This is a genomic window from Novispirillum itersonii subsp. itersonii ATCC 12639, assembly GCF_000381985.1.
In the GTDB taxonomy this organism is placed as follows: Bacteria; Pseudomonadota; Alphaproteobacteria; order Rhodospirillales; family Rhodospirillaceae; genus Novispirillum; species Novispirillum itersonii.
Genome location: NZ_KB907343.1, coordinates 132,828 through 153,827 on the forward strand (window position 1 = coordinate 132,828; position 21,000 = coordinate 153,827).

Consider the following 21,000-nt stretch of genomic DNA (forward strand, 5'->3'; position numbering starts at 1 on the left):
GGACGTGTTCCCCAAAACCCCTTTTCAGGGACGTTCCCACACATAGAGCGCCAGCCGGAACGTGTCAATCGACGGTGGGGCAACAGAGACGGAAAAGCCCGATAAAACCGTCGCTGGCCAGTGGCGGGGCACAGCCACACCCATCCCGGTGACAACCGGTGCAGACGATCATTCACCAAAGGTTCATCGGCGGGGATGGATGCTGTGCCCCGCGAAGCACTTGCACCCGGCTGACAGCTGTGGTCAGGTAGCCGCCGGGCGACGCGCCCCCGGCCGGGATCGGTCCCGGCGGAGCCGCGCCGCCGTCATGTCACGACATCTCCCGGTGAGGCTTTATGTCCATGTCGTTTTCCGCCCTGCGCGGCGTTACCCTTGGGGCTGCCATTGCCCTGTCCGTCGGTTTCACTGCCCCGGCCTTTGCCGCCGGCGCTGCCGACGCCACGGTCGTCGCCACCGTTGACGGTGAAAAGATCACCCGCGCCGACCTTGAGGCGCTGAAGCTGCAGATGGCCGCCCAGTACCCGCAGCTGGGTCAGGTGCCGCTGGATGCCGTCTACAAGGGCCTGCTTGACCGCGCCATCGACCAGCGTCTGATGGAAAAAGAAGCCCGCAAGGCGAAGATGCAGAATGATGCCGACGTCAAGGCCCAGCTGAAGGACATGGAATCCGAGCTGATCCGCCGCGCCTGGCTTGGCAAGACCGTGGAAAAGCGCGTCACCGACGACAAGGTGAAGGCCGCCTATGATCAGCTGATCAAGACCACCCCGGATGAGGAAGAAGTCCGCGCCCGTCACATTCTGGTGGAGAGCGAAGACAAGGCGAAAGACCTGATCGGCAAGCTGAACGGCGGCGCCAAGTTTGAAGACCTCGCCAAGTCTGACAGCAAGGATCCGGGTGCGGCCAACGGCGGCGACCTCGGCTTCTTCCGCAAGGGCGACATGGTGCCGGAATTCTCCGAAGCCGCTTTCGGCATGAAGGCGGGCGAGCTGTCCAAGGCCCCGGTCAAGACCCAGTTCGGCTGGCACATCATCAAGGTGGAAGAGCGCCGCAAGGTGCAGCCGCCGAAGTTTGAGGAAATCGCCCCGCAGCTGCGTGGCGAAGTGGCTCAGGCCGAGGCCGCTGCGGTGATCAAGGATCTGCGCGTCAAATCGAAGGTGGAAACCTTCAATCTGGATGGCACCAAGGCCGCCCAGTAAGACCGTTACTCCGGCCCCTGCCACCGGGTGGGGGCCGGTTTTACTGCCCTGCCCTTAATATCCCCCTCTCTGTCCCGGTTTTCCTTTCTGGCTTCTTTCAAGGACCCGCCCGTCATGGCTGACAAGGTTTCCCCGCTGGCGCCTGCCGCGTTTCCGTCCCTGCCGGTGCTCGCCGGTGTGCGCTTTGCCGCCCACGCCTGCGGCATCCGTTACAAGGACCGCACCGACCTTCTGGTGCTGGAACTGCCCGCCGGAACCGCCGCCGCCGGGGTCCTGACCACCTCCAAGACCCGCTCCGCCCCGGTGGACTGGTGCGCCCATGCCCTGAAGAAAGGCCGTGGCCGCGTGGTGGTGGTCAATGCGGGTAACGCCAACGCCTTCACCGGCGAAAAGGGCGTGGCCTCGGTCCGCCGCACTGTAGAAGCCGCTGCTGCCGTGTTCGGCTGCAAGGAAACCGAGGTCTATGTGTCCTCGACCGGGACCATCGGCGAGTTCCTGCCCGACGAAAAAATCACCCGCGCCCTGCCGGACGTTGCCCGCCACCTGAAGGGGGAAGACTGGGAACGTGCCGCCCGCGCCATCATGACCACGGACACCTTCCCCAAGGCGGCCACCCGCACCGCCATGATCGGCAAGACCAAGGTCACCATCAACGGCATCGCCAAGGGCTCGGGCATGATCGCCCCGGACATGGCAACCATGCTGGCCTATGTGGTGACCGATGCCGCAATCCCGGCAGAGGTCCTGCAATCCCTGCTGAAGAAGGGGGCTGACCGCTCCTTCAACAGCATCACCGTTGACGGTGACACCTCCACCTCCGATACCCTGCTGCTGTTCGCCACCGGCACCGCCGGGAACAAGCAGCCGGAAAAGGCCGGTGATAAGCTGCTGAAAGATTTTAAGGAAAAGCTGTTCGACCTGCTGACCGACCTGTCGCATCAGGTGGTGAAAGACGGCGAAGGCGCCTCTAAGTTCGTTGAGATCCGGGTCACCGGTGCCGAATCGTCGAAAGCGGCCCGCATCATTGGCCTCGCCATCGCCAACAGCCCGCTGGTCAAGACCGCCATCTCCGGCGAGGACGCCAACTGGGGCCGCGTGGTGATGGCCGTCGGCAAGTCCGGCCAGAAAGCCAACCGCGACAAGCTGTGCATCCGCATCGGTGGCACCGAAGTTGCCCGGAACGGTCTGGCCGTGCCGGGGTATGACGAAACCCCGGTGGTCGCCCACATGAAGGGCCAGAACATCGTGATCGAAGCTGACGTCGGCATTGCTGACGGCAAGGCCGTGGTCTGGACCTGCGATCTGACCCACGACTACATCGATATCAACGGCTCCTACCGCAGCTGATCCGGCGGAAAACACCGTGATTGATCTGACGATGGATCTGGGGGAAGACGGCTGCTCAGCCGTCTTTCCGCTTCAGACAGCCCGCCTGCGGATTGCCCCGCCGACTCCGGCGGACCGCAGCGCCTTTGCCGCTACCGGGCTGGGAGACCTGATCCCCGGTTTTGCCGACGGTGAAGACGGCCAGAGCCTTCCGCTGTGCCTGCACCGGACCGGGGATGACCGACTCGCGGGCCTGATGTCGCTGTCCGCCGAGGACGGGGTCTACAGTCTCTCTGCCGTGATTGCCGAAGATCTGCGCGGACAGGGCTATGGAACCGAAGCCCTGCGGGCCATTCTGGAATACGCCCTGCTGACGCTGCATATCCCGGCTCTGACCGTGACGGCACCGGCCCGCGCCGAAACACTGCTGCAACGGCTGGGCTTTACCGGCGCAGTCACGCAGGCCACCATCACAGCCGACGCGGTCCGCCGTCTGACTGCCCGGAAAATGGTGCTGGTCAGCGCTGTCGTACTGGTTGACGCCGATAACCGGATTCTGCTGCAACAGCGCCCGCCCGGCAAACAGCTGGCGGGACTATGGGAATTCCCCGGCGGAAAGGTCGATCCCGGCGAAACCCCGGAGCAGGCGCTGGTGCGCGAGCTACAGGAAGAACTGGGCATCGACACCCGCAACAGCTGCCTTGCCCCGCTGACCTTCGCCAGTCACAGCTATGATGACTTTCATCTGCTGATGCCGGTCTATGTCTGCCGGAACTGGCAGGGACAGGTGCGGGGGCAGGAAGGACAGGCGCTGGCCTGGGTCCCGGTGCGGAAGCTGCGGGAGTATCCGATGCCCCCGGCGGATATCCCGCTGATCCCGATTCTCGAAATGTGGCTCTGATCCGTGCGGCGCGTCAGCGCCAGCGGACCAGAAGGGTGAAATCAAGACGGTGGCGGTCCTCGATCAGGGTGACGTCACCGCCGAGCTCATCCCGGCAAAAAGCCACGTACGGGGCCGGATCAGCATAATAAAGCGTTGGGCGACGGTCCCGACCCCGGGCATCGAGCATGTTAAAGGCCATACCCCGACGGCTGCGTGCCGCCATCGCGGTCAGCATCCCCCGGCACCAGCGCTCCCAGCGGTCCCCCGGCACATCCAGCCGCAGACCGAACAGACCGGACGCCAGATAATAATCGGCATCCTCCTGCGGTTCGGCAGTCAGCACGAACCGGGCCCGGCGATCCCGGCCATACCGCTGCTGGGCGGTGGCAATCATCCGCGGGCTGAGGTCATAGCCGGTATAGGTCCCCCGCCACAGGCAGGGCCGCCAGCGCAGCCAGCCGAACAGCGCGCCATAGCCACACCCCATATCGGCAATACTGACCGGACCGGCACCGGCCAGCGGCCCCAGACGGTCCCGCCCCAGCAGCCCCAGCAGACGCCCGAAGCGCAGCGTCTGGGCCCGGCGGCTGCGCCACAGCACCGCCGCCGGAGATGCCCCGGCCCGATCAAGGGTGAAATCATAGCTTCCCGCGATCCGGGTCAGCAGACTGCCATCAAGCCCGCCCTCTGTCTCCGGCAGGCGGGACGGATACAGGATATCGCCCAGTGTATCGGCAAAGGCTGGCGGCTCATTCTGCTCTGTCACACTCACCTCCATCCCTCCTGTTCCCCGCGTCGCAATACGGGCCCCCTGTCGCCGCCTCTTGACGCACCCGGCAGACAGACCGACATTACCACAGGCAATGCCATGTCAGGATTGCCCCGGCAAGCAAGAGTGCCGCCCCTACCCCGACGCCGGTGCCGGACATCCGGGCCGCTGCGGAGCGGGGATCGAGAAACAGAGATGACAACCGAGACGCTCAGGGAGGTTTCCGGTGACCCGACTTTCCGTTTTCAACAGCCCGCTGCTGCTGGGCTTTGACCATGTCGAGCGCGTGCTGGACCGCGTGTCCAAAAGCTCTGCGGAAGGCTATCCGCCCTATAATATCGAACAGATCGGCGAACATCGCCTGCGCATCACGCTGGCCGTCGCCGGGTTCTGCGATGAGGATCTGAGCGTCACCACCGAAGACAACCAGCTGGTCATCCGCGGGCGACAGCGCCCGGACGATCAGGAACGGGTCTACCTGCACCGGGGGATCGCGTCCCGCCAGTTCCAGCGCAGCTTCGTGCTGGCCGAAGGGATTGAGGTCTGCGGGGCCCATCTGGATAATGGCCTGCTGCATATTGATCTGGCCCGCCCGATCCCCGAGCCGGTTGTCCGGCAGATCAAGATCGAGCGCAGCGGCAGACCCGGACCGGCCGGTGCCGCCCCCACCCCGCCGGAACAATCCCCGATGATTGATCTGGCACCGCTGGGCCGTCCGACAGGGCGGTAATCACAGACGCCGCCAAACAGAAAAAGGGCTGCCCGGATCAGGCAGCCCTTTTCTCTATCGGTCACACCGCCATCTCAAAGATCAGGCGACGTCCCCGGCCACCGACTGCAGATAGTTCGGCAGCCCCATGCTGTCGATCAGGCTTTCCTGCGTCTCCAGCCAGTCGATCCACTCTTCGGTTTCTTCCAGGATTTCAGCCACTTCGTGACGGGTAACGAAATCCTGCTTTTCCTCAGCCAACGCAACGGCGGCAACCAGCGCATCGCGCTTGACCAGTGCCGACTTCAGCTCATGGGCAACGATTTCCGGCACCGTCTCGCCGATCATCAGCTTCCCGAGATCCTGCAGGTTCGGCAGACCTTCAAGAAACAGCACCCGCTCGATGATTTCATCGGCGTCTTTCATTTCCTGAATCGAGGCCTTGTAGATGGCCTTGCCCAGCTTCTCCAGTCCCCAGTTCCGCAGCATGCGGGCATGCAGGAACGTCTGGTTGATCAGTGTCAGCTGGATCTTCAGCACCCCGTTCAGGGATGCAACAATCGCCTTATCGCCCTTCATGACGGCTTCCCCTTCAGGATACGGAAACGGACTGGATGTAGTTCTGCAGGCCCATCTTTTCGATCAGGCCGAGCTGCTTTTCCAGCCAGTACGCATGATCGATTTCGGTATCGGTCAGCATCTTCACCAGAATGCGGCGGGTTTCATAATCCTGCATCCGTTCGCACAGGGCGATTGCCGCCTTCAGGGCCGCAGTCACCTCGTATTCCACATCCAGATCGTTCTTCAGCATTTCCGGCACGGTGGCACCGACACGCAGCGGGTCGCGGCGTGACAGGTCCGGGCGGCCCCCGAGAAACAGGATGCGCTTGATCAGGTCATCGGCGTGTTCCAGCTCGTCCTGATGCTCATGGCCGATCCGGTCAGACAGCTGCTTCATACCCCAGTCGTCATACATCCGGGAGTGAATGAAATACTGGTCGGCGGCGGTCAGCTCCCCGGCCAGAAGATCGTTCAGAACGGCAATGACCTCATCGTGACCCTTCATGGCCCTCTCCTCAAAATAGCGGACTTTTGCAGTCGGACATCTCCTATTCAGAAAACCATTTCGCCAATAAAAAATCAAGAAAAACAATACGTTAATAATGTATCTCAAAGTCAATTGAAAGTATCACCTTCATCTTTCTCACCTTTTTCAAGCTCCCCAAAACGCGGCCCCCCGCCGGACAGCACCGGGATACCGTAATCAGCGCCCCACGCACGGCCGCCCCGCAAAAGAATCGGGTTTACAGAACGGCAGGGCAGGAGTACCCGTTTGCAAGAATGCAATTCAGTCGCACTTCCTGCACGCGACCTCTGCCGTGCGCCGCGACATGCCGAAAGGTCCGTTCCATGCGTCTGCTGACCGCCACCGTTCTCGCCTCCACCCTGCTGACCGTCACCCCGGCCCTCGCTGACGAGCCGACTTACACCCTGACCATCAAAGACCATGTTTTTGAGCCGTCACGTCTGGAAGTGCCCGCCAACCAAAAGGTGACCCTGCTGGTCAAAAACCTCGACACCACCCCCGAGGAATTTGAAAGCAAGTCGCTGCGCCGGGAAAAAGTGATCATGGGCCGGAAGGAACTGGCAATCTCCGTCGGACCGCTGAAGCCGGGTGAATACTCCTTCATGGGGGAATACAACGCCGATACCGCCCAGGGCGTTCTGGTCGCGAAGTGAGGCTGTCATGCTGGCCGCAGGACTGATTGTTTTCCGCGAGATGCTGGAAGCCGCACTGGTGATCAGCATCGTTCTGGCCGCAACCCGGGGCGTCACCGGATCCCGCCTGTTCATCACCGGCGGGGCCATCACCGGGCTGGCCGGGGCCTTTCTGCTGGCCCTGTTCGCCGAGAGCCTGTCTGACGCCATGAACGGCATGGGGCAGGAGGTGTTCAACGCCGGCGTTCTGGCGGTGGCGGTGCTGATGCTGGGCTGGCACACCGTCTGGATGAGCCGTCATGGCCGTGAGATGGCCGCCGAAATGCGGGCTGTCGGGTCAGCGGTCTCCGCCGGATCGCGCCCCCTGTCAGTCCTTAGCGTGGTGGTCGGCGTTGCTGTCCTGCGCGAGGGGGCAGAGACTGTCCTGTTCCTGTACGGCATTCTTGCCTCTGACGGGGACAGCCTGCTGGCCACCGTTACCGGGGCCGGTCTGGGTCTGGTGGCCGGGGCCGCGGTCGGCGCCCTGCTCTATGCCGGTCTTCTGGCGATCCCGACCCGGCTGCTGTTTGGGGTCACCAGTTGGATGGTGATGCTGCTGGCGGCCGGAATGGCCGCGCAGTCTGTCACCTTCCTGTCGGCTGCCGGGGTGATTGACGTCAATATGGATCCGGTGTGGGACAGTTCTGCCGTGCTGTCAGAAGACAGCCTGCCCGGCAGACTGCTGCATACGCTGATCGGCTATATTGACCATCCGGCATGGCCGCAGATCATCGCCTATGCCCTGACTCTGGCCGTGATCGCCGGGGCCGCCCGGCTGGTCAGCCGGCAGCCCGCCCGCCCGGCGGCCTGAACGCAGGACCGATCATAGACTAAAGGGGGCGACAGCCCCCTTTTCTATATCTACGCCTTCCCCACCTGCCCGAAGGCAGATGCCGTCAGCGGCTGGGCCTGACCCGCACAAACACATCCACATCCGTGACCTGATACCCGGGCGGACTGGTGACGGTCGGCAGGGCAGCCCCACCGGGCAGAGCAATATCCTCCAGCGAGCCTGACACCTCGTTGAACACATGCAGGCGACGCGCCGGATCAAGGCTGAACCAGTGGCGGTCCTGATACACCAGACGCCGCAGCAATCCGGCTTCTGTCAGCTGATTCAGGGTATTGTAAACCGTGCCGACAGACAGACCGTGACCGGCGCCGGTCAGTTCACGGTGGAAGGCTTCAGGGGTGATGTGGCTGCCAGTGGTTTCCTGCAACGCCTTCAGGATTGTCAGGCGCTGCCGCGACGGCTTGATGCTGTGGCTGCGGAGGAAAACGGCTATCGGCTGCCCGGGGGGCAGGGCGGGAAGAGGCATATTCTGCAATCGCAAATAATTTGCATTAGTAAAATCATCATAGCGGTTCGCGTCGCCGGTGCAACCGGTTATGATGGCTGACCGGGTGTTTTCACACACCGCCACCGCCGGGGATCCAGCAATGACTCTGCCTGCCGCCATGCCTTTTGCCGTCACCCGCGACCCGGCACAGGCCGACAGCTTTGTCGCGCCGCCGGAGAAACTTCTGACCGGATCAGGAGAGCAGACGGTCTGGAATGCCTTCTCGGACCCCAGCGGACAGTTCCATGTCGGGCACTGGCAAGGGGCCTGCGGTCGCCTGAAGGTCCGGTATACCGAGCAGGAATTCTGCGTGCTGCTGTCCGGGAAGATCCGGCTGGAACAGGACGGGACAAGCGACAGCGTCACTTTCTCCGCCGGGGACGCCTTCGTGATTCCCGCCGGTTTCACCGGAGTCTGGGAGACTCTAGAACCCTGCCTGAAGCTGTACGCGATTTTTGAAGCGCAGACGGGCTGACACCGCCCGTTCTGTCCCCGGTCAGGGCCGGTTCAGGGCGGCCAGATACCCTTGCAGACGACGATCGGTGATCCCCTGCCGGTCAAGGCACGCCACTGTGTTGCGCAGGTACTCTGCCGAAGTGCCATTGCAACCGACCCCCTGCCGGAGAAGAACCAGCTTCTCCTCGCGGCTGAGGTGGCCAAGGTACTGGCCGTGGGTGGGGTCAACCACATAGCCATAGGCTTCAACCCGGCGGCCATCCTGCAGATGACAGGACAGAAAGCGGGGATGATACAGCCGGGTGATCAGTTCCCGCTCATCCAGCGCCGCCGCCACCGCCTGCCGCTCTGCTGCGGCAACCCGCAGAGCCATCCCCTGACAGGATCCCCCCTGCCGCAGCCCCAGAACGATCCCCAGACACTCCGGCGTGCCACGATACCGGACCGATGCCACACACAGATCCCGGTGGTAGCCATGAACCCGTGCCGGAACAGTTTCCTGCGGGTCAAAGCCCGGGTTCCACATCAGGGAGCCATAGGCGAACACCCACAGATCCCCGGTCCCGAACCGGGCCCGCCGTTCTGCCTCGCTCTGTGGCTCCGGAGCGGTGGAAAGTACGGGTGTCAGCGGCGGCATGGTCATCTTCCGGGCAGCGTCAGGGGGCAGGACAGCAGCAGAGACAGCCCGCCTGACTTGAGAAGGGCGGACAGAATGCACAAGATGGGATAAGACACCATGCCTGCCGTTCACAGCAAGAGGACTTCTGATGGCCCGGTCACGCCAGACACCGCCACGGGGCTCCGCCCCCCGCCCTTCAGGATCCGCCGGGACCCGCCCGGAGTCCGGCCTGCGGGCTGAAACCGGCGACCGCGCCTCCCCTCCGCCGACGGAAGGCCGGGGCTTCAACGCATTCCGGATGATCATTCTGCCTTCGGTCGGTCTGGTGGTGCTGCTGCTGTTCACGCAGGGCTGGTTCATGCTGGCCGACAGCGTGACGGAAGGCTGGGGCCGCTGGGCGGCAGCGCAGAAGAAGAACGGCTGGACCATCACCACCGGGGCTCCGCAGCGGCGGGGCTACCCGGCAAAAGTCGAGATCGGCCTGCCGATGCTGCGGATCACCGGCGCTACCGGGGGGCTGGAGGCCGAATCCGCCTCGCTGACGTTCAATGGCTGGGCCCCCGGCACACCGATCTTCCGCATCAGCGGGCCGGTGACCCTGACGCTGGCCGACGGGCAGAAACTGACCGGCACGGTTGACGAAGCCAAAGGCATCCTGAAGCAGGCCTCCGGAGGCACATCTCTGGCCGTAACCCTCTCCGGCTTCCGGGGACGGCAGGTCACCACCGGGGTGCCGGTCACACTGGACAGCCTGACCCTGAGTGTTGATCCGCTGGCACCGGGTGCCGGGGCCTCTGACCGCACCCCGGTTTACCGGCTGGCGGCAACGCTGAAAAACCTGATCCTGCCCCAGACGGTTACCGGCCAGTTCGGCACCAACATGCCTGAAGCGGTGCTTCAGGCAGAAATCCGGGGTCCCTTCGTCCTGCCGGGCAGCGGGTCTGCCAAGGCCCCCGGGACTCTGACGCAGGCCCTGCAAACCTGGCGCGACGGCGGCGGCACGCTGGAACTGCAACGCCTGTATCTGGACTGGGCCCCGCTGAAAATCGGTATCGCCGGCACCATGGCGCTGGATGAAGGGCTACAGCCGGAAGGGGCCTTCAGCACCAGCATCAACGGCCTGATGCCGATGCTCGACCGCCTTGAGCGGCAGGGCATCATCCGGGGGCGTGATGCCTCGGTCGGCCGGGTTCTGCTGGGGGCGATGGGGCAACGGGCCACCGATGGCACCGTAACCCACACCCTGCCACTGAGCATTCAGAACCAGAAGCTGACTGTCGGCCCGGTGCCGTTGATGGCAATGCCGCCGATCCGCTGGGGCGACGATATGCAAACCCCCGGCACCCCCACCCCCGCCGTCACACCGCAGGGCGTGACGGACTGACCGCCGGTCTTGCCGGAGGAAATCTGAGCGGAGGGGGTCAGACCGTGGTTGTGGCCTCTTCGCTGTCAGCAGTGGCCTCAGAAGACGCATCTTCAGCGGGGACAGACAGTGTCGCCCGCTCCGGCTCCCCCAGTGCCAGGGCGTCACAGGTCTGGTAATAATCCTCCCACCGGTCAGCAAACTCCTCTGCCGCCTGTAACAGCACAGCGGCAAGGGGCTTATCGCCCCGCTGTGCCAGCCCCTGAAGGCGACCCAGAAGGTCGGCAGGCAACAGCAGGGATAAAGGAGTACCACTCATGACGTTTCTCGCTGGCTGCGACGGCCCGCCTCCCTGCCCGGTGACATGCCGCCTTTGTTTTACCATGAACCCGTGGTACCCCTGCCCTTCCGCGATACCCCAGTCAGACCATGCCCAATAACACCGACCTCCCCCGACAGGAACCCTCCTTTGGCACCAGACGCCGCCCGGAAACCCGGAGCGGCCTGACCGCCGGTGAGCCCATCAATCCCCGCGCCGGAGCCGCTGCGGCACCGGATCAGCACCCATCCCGGCCGAGGGATGGCGTGACCGGGCCCCGACTGCGGGAGGACCCGGTATTCACCCCCCAGAAAACCAGAACCGGCCCGCAAGGGCAAGGGGATGCCGGGGCCAGACGGACCCAACCGCTTGAAAACAGACGGGAACCCCGCCGCTCTTCTGATCTCGCCATCCTGAAGGGCACCCTGACCCGGCTGGTCCGCCACCTGTGGCAGGACCGCAGCAAATCCCGTACCGCAGCCCCCCGCGCTGCCAAGGCCAACGGCACACCACCACCCCAGAAACCCCCGGTGGCACGCAAGCCTTCCGGCGGTGGCGGGCGCGGCGGTAAAGGCGGCTGGGGGCGTCGGCTGCTGCGCTGGGGCCTGACCGCGATGGTCTGGGGCATCATTGCCGTCACCGTTGTGGTGGCATGGTTTGCTGCCGATCTGCCCCGCATTGATCTGGCAGCGGCCATGACCCGCCGCCCCTCCGTCACCTTCGAGGCGGCGGATGGGTCCATTATCGCCACCTATGGCGAGAACTACGGTGACGTTCTGGATGTCAGCGACCTGCCCCCCTACCTGCCGGGGGCGGTGATGGCGATTGAAGACCGCAAATTCTACTACCACTTCGGGATTGACCCGATCGGTCTGGCCCGGGCGATGATCGTCAACGCCCGCGCCGGACGGACGGTGCAGGGTGGATCGACCATCACCCAGCAGACCGCCAAAAACCTGTTTCTGTCACCGGACCGGACCGCGAAGCGAAAAATTCAGGAGGTCCTGCTGGCCTTCTGGCTGGAATGGACCTTCACCAAGGATCAAATTCTCAGCCTGTACCTCAACCGGGTCTATCTGGGGGCCGGGACCTATGGCGTTGATGCCGCCGCCCACCGTTACTTCGGGGTTTCCGCCCGCGATGTGACGCCTTATCAGGCAGCAGTGCTGGCCGGGTTGCTGAAGGCCCCGTCAACCTATAATCCGGAAGCCAATCCGCAGGCCTCGTTCAACCGGGCCAAAGTGGTGCTGGGGGCAATGGCCGAAACCGGCACCATCACTGCGGAACAGGCCAGACAGGCCTCGGTGATGCCGCCCCCGCGCCCGGCAACCCCCGGCGGACGGACCGGGCGGTACTTTGCCGACTGGGTCGGTGACCGGCTGGATGATTTCCTCGGGCAGGTTAACGCCGACCTGATCGTCCGCACCACGCTGGACCCCAAAATTCAGGCCGCCGCCGAAAAAACCCTGCGGGAAACCCTTGCCGCCAAGGGCCCGGCGATGGCGGCATCACAGGGGGCGGTGGTGGTCATGCGCCCGGATGGGGCAGTGCTGGCGATGGTCGGCGGGGTTGACTATGCCACCAGCCAGTATAACCGGGCCACGCAGGCCCAGCGCCAGCCCGGCTCGGCCTTCAAGCCGGTCGTCTATCTGACCGCCACCGAAAAGGGGTATCGCCCGGACGATATGGTGCTGGATGCCCCGATCACCTTCAAAAACTGGTCGCCGGAAAACTTTGACCGCAAATATCTGGGCGAGATCCCGCTGCGGACCGCCGTCGCCCGGTCAATCAACACCGTGGCAGTGCGGGTGTCAGAGGATGTGGGCCGAACCAATGTCATCAACACCGCCCGGCAACTGGGCCTGACCGTCTCTTCCGACGCCCAGCCCTCTCTGGCGCTGGGAACCGAGGAAACCACCCTGCTGAGCCTGACCAACGCCTATGCTGCGCTGGCCAACACCGGGCGCTTTACACCGGCATGGGGCATCAGTGACGTGATGACCCGGTCCGGCGAAGTGCTGTACCTGCACGAGAATGACGTGGTGCGTACCGTCGCCAGCCCGGATGCGGTCGGGGCCCTGAATGACATGCTGACCGGCGTTCTGACCGAAGGCACCGGCAAAGGGGCCGCCTTCGGTCGCCCGGCGGCTGGCAAAAGCGGTACCACCCAGAATTACCGCGATGCCTGGTTTATGGGATATACCCCCGACATCGTCACCGGGGTATGGATCGGCAACGATAACAACAGCCCGATGAAACGGGTCACCGGCGGCACTCTGCCCGCGATGGTCTGGAAAGGGGTGATGCAGGCCGCCCATAGCGGCATCCCGGTCCATGATCTGCCCCGGGACACCCGTACCGGAGTCGGCGGTTTCTTTGACCGTCTGTTCGGTGGCGGACAGAGCCACAGCCCTGCGGCCCCCGGCGGGAATCCGTCATGGCCGCCGGTCTCCGAGACCCCAAGCGGACCTTACGATTCCTCGAAGGAAGCAGAGCGGATCATGAACATGTCAGGCGACAAGTAATTTTTTTGCGGAAAAGGCGGTACCGAAAAGGCCCGCCTTTTCTTTTTTCGGTTAGACCCGCCGTTTGCAGCCTTGGTATAAGGCAGGCAGCGGGCCAGTCTGCCGTGGTGCCAAGATTGCTCAGGCCGTTTCCGGTGCCGCTGGCTGCGGGTAAGCGACGATGATGCCCCCCCCCTTTTTTTTTAAAAACCGCTCGACAAGACCAACCGCCAACAACAGACAGGAACGAGGCCGGACATGGGTGCGATTGCGAAAATTCTGCTTCTGGGGTCCGGGGAACTCGGCCGGGAATTTGTGATTTCCGCCAAGCGTCTGGGGGCGGAGGTGATTGCCTGCGACTCTTATGCCAATGCACCGGCCATGCAGGTGGCCGATGGCTTCGAGGTGTTTTCGATGCTCGACGGCGAGGCCCTCGGCGCAGCCATCGAAAAGCACAGACCGGACCTGATCGTCCCGGAAGTGGAAGCCATCCGCACCGAAGTGCTGAAGGATTATGAAGACCGCGGCTACACCGTGGTCCCGTCGGCACGCGCCACCATCATGACCATGAACCGCGACCGCATCCGCGAAGTGGCGGCGCAGGACCTTGGTCTGCGCACATCGACCTATCTCTATGCAGAAACCCGGGAGGAAATGCGGGCCGCGGTCGAGAAGGTCGGCCTGCCCTGCGTGGTCAAGCCGGTAATGTCATCTTCTGGCAAGGGGCAAAGCACCGTGCGCGCCGCCGATGCGGTCGATGCGGCGTGGGACTATGCCGTTGCCGGTATGCGCGGTGACCGTCAGCGGGTGATTGTCGAGGCCTTCATCCCCTTCGATTACGAAATCACTCTGCTGACCATCCGCACCCGTGACGGGGTCATCTTCTGTCCGCCGATCGGCCACCGGCAGGAGCGCGGCGACTATCAGGAAAGCTGGCAGCCCGCCGCCATGTCTGACAGCGCCATCGCCGCCGCGCAGGAAATGGCGAAAGCCGTGGTCGATAACCTTGGCGGCTACGGCCTGTTCGGGGTCGAGTTCTTTGTGGTCGGTGACACCGTGATCTTTTCCGAACTGTCGCCCCGCCCGCATGATACCGGGATGGTGACGCTGATTTCGCAGAACCTGACCGAATTTGACCTGCATGCCCGCGCCGTTCTCGGGCTGCCGATTCCCGGCATTACCCTGCACGGCCCCAGCGCCTCCGCAGTGGTGCTGGCCGACCGCGACTCGGCGGACTTTACCATCTCCGGCCTTGCCGACGCTCTGCGCCCGGATGCACCGGGCGTCGATCTGGATGTCCGGATCTTCAACAAGCCGACAACCCGCCCTTATCGTCGGATGGGGGTGGCGCTGGCCTTGGTGCGTGATGGCGATGTTGATGCCGCCCGCAAGGCAGCCCGTGACGCTGCCGCAAAAATCACCCTGACCTACGCGTAACCCTGACACAAGGATACCGGGCGATGACCGTGACGCTTTATGGCATCAAAAACTGCGACACCATGAAGAAAGCCTTCAGCTGGCTGGATAGTCACGGCATCGCCTACACCTTCCATGATTACCGCAAGGCCGGGATCCAGCAGGCCGATCTGCAACGCTGGTGTGCGGTCTGGGGATGGGAAAAGGTGATCAACCGCAGCGGCACCACGTTCCGTAAGCTGCCCGAGGAGGTCAAGGCCAGCCTGACCGCCGACAGCGCGATGGCCCTGATGCTGGAACAGCCGTCCATGATTCGCCGCCCGGTTCTGGAAACACCGGAACCGGCGGAGTTGGGCTTCAAGGCAGAGCGCTACGCCGAAATTTTTGGGATCTGATTCCTCCTGCCTGTCCCCGGCATCGTCTGCACCCTTGGGAAAGCGCCATGATCGACCTGACACCGCTGTATTTTATCCTCGCCATCCCGGCGCTGTTTGTTCCGGTGCTGATCGCGACCCTGTTCGCTGAGATGAATACCAAGCGGACCCCGATTGGTCGCTGGCTTTACGCCACACTGGTCGGAGTACTGCTGGTGATACAGCTGTTGCTGGGGCCGATCCCGGGCATTATCGGCAACCTGATTGCCGCAGGACTCTGCACTGCGGTCATCGCCTATATCAGCGTTGGCCGTCTGGCCAGCATGGGTATCCACAAGACCGTACTTGCCGTCTGCACCGGGATTCCGCTGATCGGCATTGGCTTCATGATCTATCTGGCCTGTGCCGCACCACAAAAGACAGAAACCGCCTGAAGCGTTTTCAGGCGGCTGAGGGGTGCCGTAAAAGATTCTCGATGAAATGTGGTGTTCCCGGCGGGATTCGAACCCACGGCCCCCGGATTAGGAATCCGGTGCTCTATCCTGCTGAGCTACGGGAACACTGCCGCCCTTATAACGGGGGTTCCGGCAGCTTTCCAGTCCTGAAATTATCCGATGTCAGCCCGCCTTACGGTGCCCGGCGGCAAAGTCTTGCAGGGCCTGCATCAAAGATACCCGGATTCCGGGCTCCAAGGCCGAATGCCCGGCATCCGGGACCATGACCAACTGGCTTTCAGGCCATGCTGTATGCAGATCCAGTGCGGTTTCCGGCGGGCAGATAACATCATACCGCCCCTGCACGATGGTGCAGGGCAGGTGCCGGATCCGCCCGATATCCCGCAGCAGCTGGCCTTCTTCAAGAAACCCGGCGTGAGCCATGTAATGCGCTTCCAGCCGGGCAATCGCCAGACCTTCGATCAGCCCGTCCGGGCCGGGCAGGCCGGTGAGTGGTGAGACCGACGGAAGCAGACGGGCACAGGAATCCTCAAACCCCGCCCAGCGCCGGGCCGCGGGCCCATGCACCGCCGGATCAGGATCCGTCAGCTGCCGGTAATAGGCCTGCAAAGGTGCCTGCTGCTCTGCAGGAGACAAGGCCCCAAAGAATTCCGCCGCCGCTTCGGGGAAGAAACGCCCCATGCCGTGGATGAACCAGTCCACTTCCCGCTGCCGGAACAGAAAAATCCCGCGCAGGATAAAACCAAGACTCCGCTGTGGATGGGCCTGCCCATAAGCGAGCGCCAGCGTACTGCCCCACGACCCGCCAAACAGCAGCCACTGATCAATCTGCAGAGACTGACGCAGCACTTCCATATCCGCCACCAGATGGGCAGTGGTATTCGCATGCCACGCCGCATAGGGACGGGACCGCCCTGCGCCGCGCTGATCAAACAGCACCACGCGATAAACCGCCGGATCAAAGAAGCTACGGTGAATCGGGGCGCATCCGGCACCCGGCCCGCCATGGACATACAGCACCGGAATACCATCCGGATTGCCGCATTCCTCCCAGTAGATCTGATGTCCATCACCGACATCCAACAGACCGGAGGCCCGGGGGGCCGTCACCGGAAAAGCGGTAACCGGGCGGCGTTGAGGGGTCTGGACTGTCATCGTATGGACTCTGAAACAGGGGGAAGAAACAGACAGGCCCAGGCGCAACACAGCCGTCAGGCGCCAGGGATCAAGCGTCAGGGATCAGACCGGCTTTGCGGCCCAGATTGACCGCTGCCACCCGGTTGGTGGTCCCCAGTTTTTCAAAGATATTCGCCACGTGGTTTTTCACCGTCGGCAGGGCGGTATCCAGCACGCGGGCAATTTCCTTATTGCTCATGCCTTTGGCAATCAGCGTCAGCACCTCAGTCTGGCGGGGGCTGAGTGCCACCCCTTCCAGTCCCGGCGGCAGGGTGTCTTCAGCAAGCACATCCGCCGGGAAGAACCGTTCACCGCCAAGTATCCGCTCCAGAATCGCCAAAATCTGGTTCACCGGGAAGGTCTTGGGAATAAAGCCCAGCGCCCCGGCGGCAATGGCGGCCCGCATATCTGTCCGCCGCTCAGACGCCGTCAGCACCACCACCGGCAGACCGGCACGAATCAGCCGCAGGCGCTTCAGCAGGGCCAGCTCTTCCATCCCCGGCATGTGCAGATCCAGCACCACCAGATCCAGATCGGTGTTGGCATCCAGCGCCGCCAGAGACGACTCGGCGTCAAAAGACTCCAGCACAATCGAGCAGAAGCCCCGCGCTTCCATCAACAGGCGCAGCCCTTCGCGGAAAACGGCGTGATCGTCAGCGATCAGAACCTTGGCACAGATCGTGCCGCCGGCCCCATCATCGTTTCCGCCGAACTGATTATGAACCTGATTAATGGTTCGTCCCCCTTTGTCGATCACCTGCAAGACGCTGCCCCCAAGACTCTGCCCCCAAGACTCTGCCCTATGTCCGCTGGCCGTGCCCGTTGTCCCGGTGACTGAAAGGGTCTGCAGTGTGCCGATCCCCGCCGGAACCCCCCTGCCCGACCTGCGAAGACTTGCGCGGCGAACAAGAGAATGCATAGTCCAAATGGATCATATTTTTCTAATCTCGGCAATGGCCCCACTGAAAAAACACCCCTCAAAATTCAGCCTCGTCCGGCGGCCCGCCCTGCCGGTAATGCCTGTCCTGCTGGTGATGCTGGCACCGGTGGAGGCCCATGCGCAGGAACAGGAGCAGGTGCGGATGCCCGAGCTGCCGATCCTGCAGACGGGCCGCGTCGCCCCCCTTCCGGCGGACGCGGCATCCCCACAGGCCTGGCTGCTGCTGGAAGACGGTACCCGGATACGGCCAGACCTGCTGCTTCCGCAGGATCTTGCCCCGCTGCTGAACAGCCTGACCGGTCAGACCATCAGCGCTCACGGCACGGATGGCACACCGGACCGCCACCGCCGCCTACCTTCCCAGATTACCCGTGGTGCCTCCCCCACGGACTGGTGGCAGGCCGATGTGGTCCGGCAGGGGCAGGCCCGGGTCTGGACGGATGGCGCGGCAACCCCGCTGCAAAAAACTCTGCTGGACCTTGAAGACGACGCCAGACACCGGCACCGGGGGCACTGGCAGACCGCAGACTGGCAGCCGGTCTGCGCCAGACACCCTGAACGTCTGCGCAGCGGTACGTTTGTGATCCTGCACGGAGACATCCGTCAGGCGACAGTCCGACAAGGCACCCTGTGGCTGGACTTTGGCGAGGACTGGCGCACCGATACCTCTGTCACCCTGCCTGCCGCTGTTTTGAAGGAAGGCGGTAAAAGCTGGCGGCAACCGGCATTCTGGACCGGAAAAACCATCGAGGCCCGGGGCTGGGTACAGGGGCGGGCCGGATCCGGCAGCGGCCCACGTCTTGACCTGAGCGGATCGGGACAGATCCGGTTCCTGCATCAGGATACAGGTGCATGCCGCCATGACCCGCAGGCAAACCGGGAAACAGGCCGGGAAGCCAGCCGGAAAGCCAGCCGGAAAGATTGAACATTCCCCCTGCCGCCCGTAGAGTCGCCCCTCACCGCCCTGCCCGCGCAGGCCGACAGATATCTTCAGAAAAAGGGACCCCCGCCATGCGCGCCGTGTTCGTGATGATCAAATGCGACCTTGGCAAAGCCTATCAGGTCGCTGACGAAGCTGTTGAGACGATTGAGGAAATCTCCGAGATCTATTCGACCTCCGGCCAATATGACCTGCTGGCAAAGTTCTATCTGGAAGAGGGGGTCGATACCGGCCGCTTCATCACGGAAAAGGTACAGACCCTGCCGGGCGTGAAAGACACCTTTACCCTGATCACCTTCAACGCCTTTGTCGGCGCGGCCCGCTGACAGCTGGGTGGGAAAAAGCAAAATGGGGGTTGTTTCAGGCTGCCCCCGGCAGTAGGTATGGCGGTTTCGTCCCTGCGGCGAACCCCATCCCCCTGTTTATGCCGAGTCTGACCGATCATGCTGGATCATGACGCCGCCCTTGTTCTGTTCTCCGGTGGACAGGATTCCGCCACCTGCCTGAGCTGGGCCCTGGACCGATATTCGCGCGTCGAAACCATCGGCTTTGACTATCGCCAGCGCCATGCGGTGGAACTGGAGGTCCGACAGGGCTTCCGGCAGCAGGTGGCCGCCCTGCAGGACCGCTGGTCCACCCGGCTGGGGCCGGACCATATGCTGGATGCCCGCGGGCTGGCCGATATCGGCGGCACGGCAATGATCGAAAGTGTCGCCATCGAAACCGGCGCGCACGGCCTGCCCACCACGTTCGTGCCCGGGCGCAACCTGCTGTTTCTGACCTATGCCGCCGCTGTTGCCTATCGCCGGGGCATCAAAACCATCGTCACCGGGGTTTGCGAAACCGACTTTTCCGGCTATCCGGACTGCCGCGACGACACCATCAAAGCCATGCAGGTTGCCCTGAACCTTGGCATGGAAACCCGCTTTGTCATAGAGACACCGCTGATGTGGATCGACAAAGCCGCCACATGGGCACTGGCTGACCGGCTGGGCGGCAAACCCCTGACGGACCTGATCACGGAACAGACCCACACCTGCTATCTCGGGGACCGTACCCACCGCCACGACTGGGGCTATGGCTGCGGCACCTGCCCGGCCTGTGACCTGCGGTCGGAAGGCTGGCGGAAGTGGCAGGAGCAGACCCGATGACCTACAGCGTCAAAGAACTGTTCTACACCCTGCAGGGGGAAGGCGCCCACAGCGGCCGGGCCGCCGTCTTCTGCCGGTTTACCGGCTGTAACCTGTGGAGTGGCCGCGAAGAGGACCGCGCCACCGCCCAGTGTCAGTTCTGCGATACCGATTTCGTCGGCACAGACGGGGAAGGCGGCGGCAAATTTGCCACGGCTGACGCCCTGGCCGCCGCTGTTGCCGCCTGCTGGAGCGCCAACGCGGCCCACGGCAGCGGTATCCCCTATGTCATCTGTACCGGCGGCGAACCGCTGCTGCAGGTTGATACCGCCCTGATCGAGGCCCTGCACCACAGGGGCTTTGAGATCGGCGTGGAAACCAACGGCACCCAGCCTGCCCCGCCGGGCTTAGACTGGGTCTGCGTCAGCCCCAAGGCCGGGACCGATCTGGTCCTGACCCACGGCGACGAGCTGAAGGTGGTCTGGCCACAGGCCGGGCATGACCTCGACACCCTTGGTCACCTTGATTTCAAACATTTCTTTCTGCAACCGATGGACGGACCGGACCGGGACAGCGCTCTGGCTACCTGCATCGCCACCTGCCACCGCACCCCGCGCTGGCGGCTCAGCCTGCAAACCCACAAGATGATCGGAATCCCGTGATGAGCGACCCGGCCCGGACCCATTACTTCGTCACCCGCCGCATCGGCATTGATGCCGGGCACCGCATCATGCTGCACGGATCCAAATGCCGTCACATCCACGGTCACCGCTATGAAGTGGAAGCCACCTGCCGCGCCCTGCGGGTGCATCAGGGCGGCGAACAGGACGGCATGGTGCTGGACTTTGGGTTTCTGAAGCAGGAGATGATGGACGTCATCGACGCCTGCTGTGACCACGGCTTCATCGCGCAGGCCGAAGACACCGCCCTGTTAGCTATGTTTGTCCCGGAGGGCAAGGATCTGGCCACATGGCTGGCACCGCTGGCCGCCGCCGTGAAGGCCGACGGTTTCGCCCTGACCACCGAGACCCGGCTCGGCACCAAGCTGTATCTGCTGCCGACCGCCCCGACGGCGGAAGAGCTGGCCCGCCATTGGTATCTGCGCCTGCGCCAGCGGGTGGAGGCCCGCAGCGACGGACTGGCAACGCTGGACCGGATCCGGGTCTGGGAAACCCCCAACTGCTGGGCCGAATACGGGGAGTAACGTCATCCGGGGTGACATTTCCGTCCAGCCCCCATGGCACCGGAGTCCAAGACCCGTTTTCAGAACAGATCTAAAAAGGAAGGATCACCTGTGACGTATGCCAGTGGTGACGGCCGCCAACAG

Annotated in this window: 25 protein-coding genes, 1 tRNA gene and 1 pseudogene; 18 read left to right on the forward strand and 9 right to left on the reverse strand. The window is 63.5% G+C overall.

Translation table 11 applies throughout. From position 1 onward, the window contains the following. Positions 1-335 precede the first annotated feature (335 nt). The 4 genes and pseudogenes from G365_RS0111875 to mutT all read left to right on the forward strand — a co-directional run bounded on the left by G365_RS0111875 (position 336) and on the right by mutT (position 3,423). On the forward strand, positions 336-1,196 hold the full coding sequence (locus G365_RS0111875) for a peptidylprolyl isomerase (protein WP_081628531.1): 861 nt from the start codon (positions 336-338) through the stop codon (positions 1,194-1,196). 114 nt (positions 1,197-1,310) lie between these two features. Continuing rightward, positions 1,311-2,543: a bifunctional glutamate N-acetyltransferase/amino-acid acetyltransferase ArgJ gene (argJ, locus tag G365_RS0111880; RefSeq protein WP_019645753.1), complete on the forward strand. Its 1,233-nt coding sequence runs from the start codon at positions 1,311-1,313 to the stop codon at positions 2,541-2,543. A gap of 31 nt (positions 2,544-2,574) precedes the next feature. Beyond that, a pseudogene (locus tag G365_RS24630) lies at positions 2,575-2,958 on the forward strand (GNAT family N-acetyltransferase); the annotation flags it as partial. 72 nt (positions 2,959-3,030) lie between these two features. After that, positions 3,031-3,423 carry an 8-oxo-dGTP diphosphatase MutT gene (gene mutT / locus G365_RS24635; RefSeq protein WP_026345308.1) on the forward strand — a complete coding sequence of 131 codons (393 nt, stop codon included), beginning with the start codon at positions 3,031-3,033 and terminating at the stop codon, positions 3,421-3,423. Positions 3,424-3,436: 13 nt separating this feature from the next. On the opposite strand, the gene G365_RS22990 is transcribed toward mutT, so the two are convergent. Beyond that, the gene (locus G365_RS22990) at positions 3,437-4,177 is read right to left on the reverse strand and encodes a class I SAM-dependent methyltransferase (protein ID WP_169545128.1); all 741 of its coding nucleotides are present in this window, start codon (positions 4,175-4,177) and stop codon (positions 3,437-3,439) included. Between the two features lie 223 nt (positions 4,178-4,400). Between G365_RS22990 and G365_RS21310 the strand changes: the two genes are divergently transcribed. Continuing rightward, complete coding sequence (locus G365_RS21310; protein WP_019645756.1) at positions 4,401-4,904, forward strand: Hsp20 family protein; 504 nt, start codon at positions 4,401-4,403, stop codon at positions 4,902-4,904. Between the two features lie 81 nt (positions 4,905-4,985). Here the strand turns inward: G365_RS21310 and bfr (G365_RS0111900) are convergent, their stop codons facing one another. After that, positions 4,986-5,462 (reverse strand): bacterioferritin, encoded by a 477-nt coding sequence (bfr, locus tag G365_RS0111900; RefSeq protein ID WP_019645757.1) that lies wholly within the window; start codon positions 5,460-5,462, stop codon positions 4,986-4,988. Positions 5,463-5,475: 13 nt separating this feature from the next. After that, positions 5,476-5,949, reverse strand: coding sequence for a bacterioferritin (gene bfr, locus G365_RS0111905; RefSeq protein WP_019645758.1), 474 nt, complete (start codon positions 5,947-5,949; stop codon positions 5,476-5,478). A 344-nt stretch (positions 5,950-6,293) separates the two neighbouring features. Here bfr (G365_RS0111905) and G365_RS0111910 point away from each other — a divergent pair, with 344 nt between their 5' ends. Beyond that, positions 6,294-6,623, forward strand: coding sequence for a cupredoxin domain-containing protein (locus G365_RS0111910; RefSeq protein WP_019645759.1), 330 nt, complete (start codon positions 6,294-6,296; stop codon positions 6,621-6,623). Between the two features lie 7 nt (positions 6,624-6,630). Further along, the gene (locus G365_RS0111915) at positions 6,631-7,452 is read left to right on the forward strand and encodes an FTR1 family iron permease (protein WP_019645760.1); all 822 of its coding nucleotides are present in this window, start codon (positions 6,631-6,633) and stop codon (positions 7,450-7,452) included. A gap of 85 nt (positions 7,453-7,537) precedes the next feature. Here the strand turns inward: G365_RS0111915 and G365_RS0111920 are convergent, their stop codons facing one another. Then, entirely contained in the window at positions 7,538-7,960 is a 423-nt protein-coding gene (locus tag G365_RS0111920; RefSeq protein WP_019645761.1) for a Fur family transcriptional regulator, read from the reverse strand. Between the two features lie 121 nt (positions 7,961-8,081). Between G365_RS0111920 and G365_RS0111925 the strand changes: the two genes are divergently transcribed. After that, positions 8,082-8,456, forward strand: coding sequence for a cupin domain-containing protein (locus G365_RS0111925; RefSeq protein ID WP_026345310.1), 375 nt, complete (start codon positions 8,082-8,084; stop codon positions 8,454-8,456). A 21-nt stretch (positions 8,457-8,477) separates the two neighbouring features. Here the strand turns inward: G365_RS0111925 and G365_RS0111930 are convergent, their stop codons facing one another. Then, on the reverse strand, positions 8,478-9,074 hold the full coding sequence (locus G365_RS0111930; RefSeq protein WP_026345311.1) for a gamma-glutamylcyclotransferase: 597 nt from the start codon (positions 9,072-9,074) through the stop codon (positions 8,478-8,480). Between the two features lie 130 nt (positions 9,075-9,204). Between G365_RS0111930 and G365_RS0111940 the strand changes: the two genes are divergently transcribed. Then, a complete protein-coding gene (locus tag G365_RS0111940; protein WP_019645765.1) occupies positions 9,205-10,440 on the forward strand; it encodes a DUF2125 domain-containing protein in 1,236 nt (411 codons plus the stop codon). A gap of 37 nt (positions 10,441-10,477) precedes the next feature. On the opposite strand, the gene G365_RS0111945 is transcribed toward G365_RS0111940, so the two are convergent. Continuing rightward, positions 10,478-10,738 carry a hypothetical protein gene (locus G365_RS0111945; RefSeq protein ID WP_019645766.1) on the reverse strand — a complete coding sequence of 87 codons (261 nt, stop codon included), beginning with the start codon at positions 10,736-10,738 and terminating at the stop codon, positions 10,478-10,480. A gap of 266 nt (positions 10,739-11,004) precedes the next feature. Here G365_RS0111945 and G365_RS0111950 point away from each other — a divergent pair, with 266 nt between their 5' ends. The 4 genes from G365_RS0111950 (at position 11,005) to G365_RS0111965 (ending at position 15,466) form a co-directional block, all read left to right on the forward strand. Further along, a complete protein-coding gene (locus G365_RS0111950; protein ID WP_019645767.1) occupies positions 11,005-13,263 on the forward strand; it encodes a transglycosylase domain-containing protein in 2,259 nt (752 codons plus the stop codon). A gap of 237 nt (positions 13,264-13,500) precedes the next feature. Further along, positions 13,501-14,679 carry a formate-dependent phosphoribosylglycinamide formyltransferase gene (gene purT / locus G365_RS0111955; protein ID WP_019645768.1) on the forward strand — a complete coding sequence of 393 codons (1,179 nt, stop codon included), beginning with the start codon at positions 13,501-13,503 and terminating at the stop codon, positions 14,677-14,679. A 23-nt stretch (positions 14,680-14,702) separates the two neighbouring features. Then, positions 14,703-15,053, forward strand: a complete 351-nt coding sequence (locus tag G365_RS0111960; protein ID WP_019645769.1) for an ArsC family reductase — start codon at positions 14,703-14,705, stop codon at positions 15,051-15,053. Positions 15,054-15,100: 47 nt separating this feature from the next. Then, complete coding sequence (locus G365_RS0111965) at positions 15,101-15,466, forward strand: hypothetical protein (protein WP_019645770.1); 366 nt, start codon at positions 15,101-15,103, stop codon at positions 15,464-15,466. Positions 15,467-15,515: 49 nt separating this feature from the next. On the opposite strand, the gene G365_RS0111970 is transcribed toward G365_RS0111965, so the two are convergent. The 3 genes from G365_RS0111970 to G365_RS0111980 all read right to left on the reverse strand — a co-directional run bounded on the left by G365_RS0111970 (position 15,516) and on the right by G365_RS0111980 (position 17,420). Further along, positions 15,516-15,592: transfer RNA gene (locus G365_RS0111970), tRNA-Arg, on the reverse strand. 57 nt (positions 15,593-15,649) lie between these two features. Next, positions 15,650-16,642 carry a prolyl aminopeptidase gene (pip, locus tag G365_RS0111975; protein ID WP_019645771.1) on the reverse strand — a complete coding sequence of 331 codons (993 nt, stop codon included), beginning with the start codon at positions 16,640-16,642 and terminating at the stop codon, positions 15,650-15,652. A gap of 70 nt (positions 16,643-16,712) precedes the next feature. Next, the gene (locus tag G365_RS0111980) at positions 16,713-17,420 is read right to left on the reverse strand and encodes a response regulator transcription factor (RefSeq protein WP_245554749.1); all 708 of its coding nucleotides are present in this window, start codon (positions 17,418-17,420) and stop codon (positions 16,713-16,715) included. A gap of 169 nt (positions 17,421-17,589) precedes the next feature. On the opposite strand from G365_RS0111980, the gene G365_RS0111985 reads away from it, so the two are divergent. The 5 genes from G365_RS0111985 (at position 17,590) to G365_RS0112005 (ending at position 20,877) form a co-directional block, all read left to right on the forward strand. Next, positions 17,590-18,528 carry a hypothetical protein gene (locus G365_RS0111985; protein ID WP_019645773.1) on the forward strand — a complete coding sequence of 313 codons (939 nt, stop codon included), beginning with the start codon at positions 17,590-17,592 and terminating at the stop codon, positions 18,526-18,528. 86 nt (positions 18,529-18,614) lie between these two features. Then, on the forward strand, positions 18,615-18,869 hold the full coding sequence (locus tag G365_RS0111990; RefSeq protein ID WP_019645774.1) for an Lrp/AsnC ligand binding domain-containing protein: 255 nt from the start codon (positions 18,615-18,617) through the stop codon (positions 18,867-18,869). A 117-nt stretch (positions 18,870-18,986) separates the two neighbouring features. Next, positions 18,987-19,694, forward strand: coding sequence for a 7-cyano-7-deazaguanine synthase QueC (gene queC, locus G365_RS0111995; protein ID WP_019645775.1), 708 nt, complete (start codon positions 18,987-18,989; stop codon positions 19,692-19,694). Further along, positions 19,691-20,335 (forward strand): 7-carboxy-7-deazaguanine synthase, encoded by a 645-nt coding sequence (gene queE / locus G365_RS0112000; RefSeq protein WP_019645776.1) that lies wholly within the window; start codon positions 19,691-19,693, stop codon positions 20,333-20,335. Before queC ends, queE begins: the two co-directional genes overlap by 4 nt. Beyond that, entirely contained in the window at positions 20,335-20,877 is a 543-nt protein-coding gene (locus tag G365_RS0112005; protein ID WP_019645777.1) for a 6-carboxytetrahydropterin synthase, read from the forward strand. The genes queE and G365_RS0112005 overlap by 1 nt, the downstream gene beginning before the upstream one ends. Positions 20,878-21,000 lie beyond the last annotated feature (123 nt).

What these genes read in the sequence shown, in the direction of transcription:
- G365_RS0111875 (WP_081628531.1), top strand. Translation starts at nt 336, where the DNA reads ATGTCCATGTCGTTTTCCGCCCTGCGCGGCGTTACCCTTGGGGCTGCC.
- argJ (WP_019645753.1), top strand. Translation starts at nt 1,311, where the DNA reads ATGGCTGACAAGGTTTCCCCGCTGGCGCCTGCCGCGTTTCCGTCCCTG.
- mutT (WP_026345308.1), top strand. Translation starts at nt 3,031, where the DNA reads ATGGTGCTGGTCAGCGCTGTCGTACTGGTTGACGCCGATAACCGGATT.
- bfr (WP_019645757.1), bottom strand. Translation starts at nt 5,462, where the DNA reads ATGAAGGGCGATAAGGCGATTGTTGCATCCCTGAACGGGGTGCTGAAG.
- bfr (WP_019645758.1), bottom strand. Translation starts at nt 5,949, where the DNA reads ATGAAGGGTCACGATGAGGTCATTGCCGTTCTGAACGATCTTCTGGCC.
- G365_RS0111910 (WP_019645759.1), top strand. Translation starts at nt 6,294, where the DNA reads ATGCGTCTGCTGACCGCCACCGTTCTCGCCTCCACCCTGCTGACCGTC.
- G365_RS0111915 (WP_019645760.1), top strand. Translation starts at nt 6,631, where the DNA reads ATGCTGGCCGCAGGACTGATTGTTTTCCGCGAGATGCTGGAAGCCGCA.
- G365_RS0111920 (WP_019645761.1), bottom strand. Translation starts at nt 7,960, where the DNA reads ATGCCTCTTCCCGCCCTGCCCCCCGGGCAGCCGATAGCCGTTTTCCTC.
- G365_RS0111925 (WP_026345310.1), top strand. Translation starts at nt 8,082, where the DNA reads ATGACTCTGCCTGCCGCCATGCCTTTTGCCGTCACCCGCGACCCGGCA.
- G365_RS0111930 (WP_026345311.1), bottom strand. Translation starts at nt 9,074, where the DNA reads ATGCCGCCGCTGACACCCGTACTTTCCACCGCTCCGGAGCCACAGAGC.
- G365_RS0111940 (WP_019645765.1), top strand. Translation starts at nt 9,205, where the DNA reads ATGGCCCGGTCACGCCAGACACCGCCACGGGGCTCCGCCCCCCGCCCT.
- G365_RS0111945 (WP_019645766.1), bottom strand. Translation starts at nt 10,738, where the DNA reads ATGAGTGGTACTCCTTTATCCCTGCTGTTGCCTGCCGACCTTCTGGGT.
- purT (WP_019645768.1), top strand. Translation starts at nt 13,501, where the DNA reads ATGGGTGCGATTGCGAAAATTCTGCTTCTGGGGTCCGGGGAACTCGGC.
- G365_RS0111960 (WP_019645769.1), top strand. Translation starts at nt 14,703, where the DNA reads ATGACCGTGACGCTTTATGGCATCAAAAACTGCGACACCATGAAGAAA.
- G365_RS0111965 (WP_019645770.1), top strand. Translation starts at nt 15,101, where the DNA reads ATGATCGACCTGACACCGCTGTATTTTATCCTCGCCATCCCGGCGCTG.
- pip (WP_019645771.1), bottom strand. Translation starts at nt 16,642, where the DNA reads ATGACAGTCCAGACCCCTCAACGCCGCCCGGTTACCGCTTTTCCGGTG.
- G365_RS0111985 (WP_019645773.1), top strand. Translation starts at nt 17,590, where the DNA reads ATGGATCATATTTTTCTAATCTCGGCAATGGCCCCACTGAAAAAACAC.
- G365_RS0111990 (WP_019645774.1), top strand. Translation starts at nt 18,615, where the DNA reads ATGCGCGCCGTGTTCGTGATGATCAAATGCGACCTTGGCAAAGCCTAT.
- queC (WP_019645775.1), top strand. Translation starts at nt 18,987, where the DNA reads ATGCTGGATCATGACGCCGCCCTTGTTCTGTTCTCCGGTGGACAGGAT.
- queE (WP_019645776.1), top strand. Translation starts at nt 19,691, where the DNA reads ATGACCTACAGCGTCAAAGAACTGTTCTACACCCTGCAGGGGGAAGGC.
- G365_RS0112005 (WP_019645777.1), top strand. Translation starts at nt 20,335, where the DNA reads ATGAGCGACCCGGCCCGGACCCATTACTTCGTCACCCGCCGCATCGGC.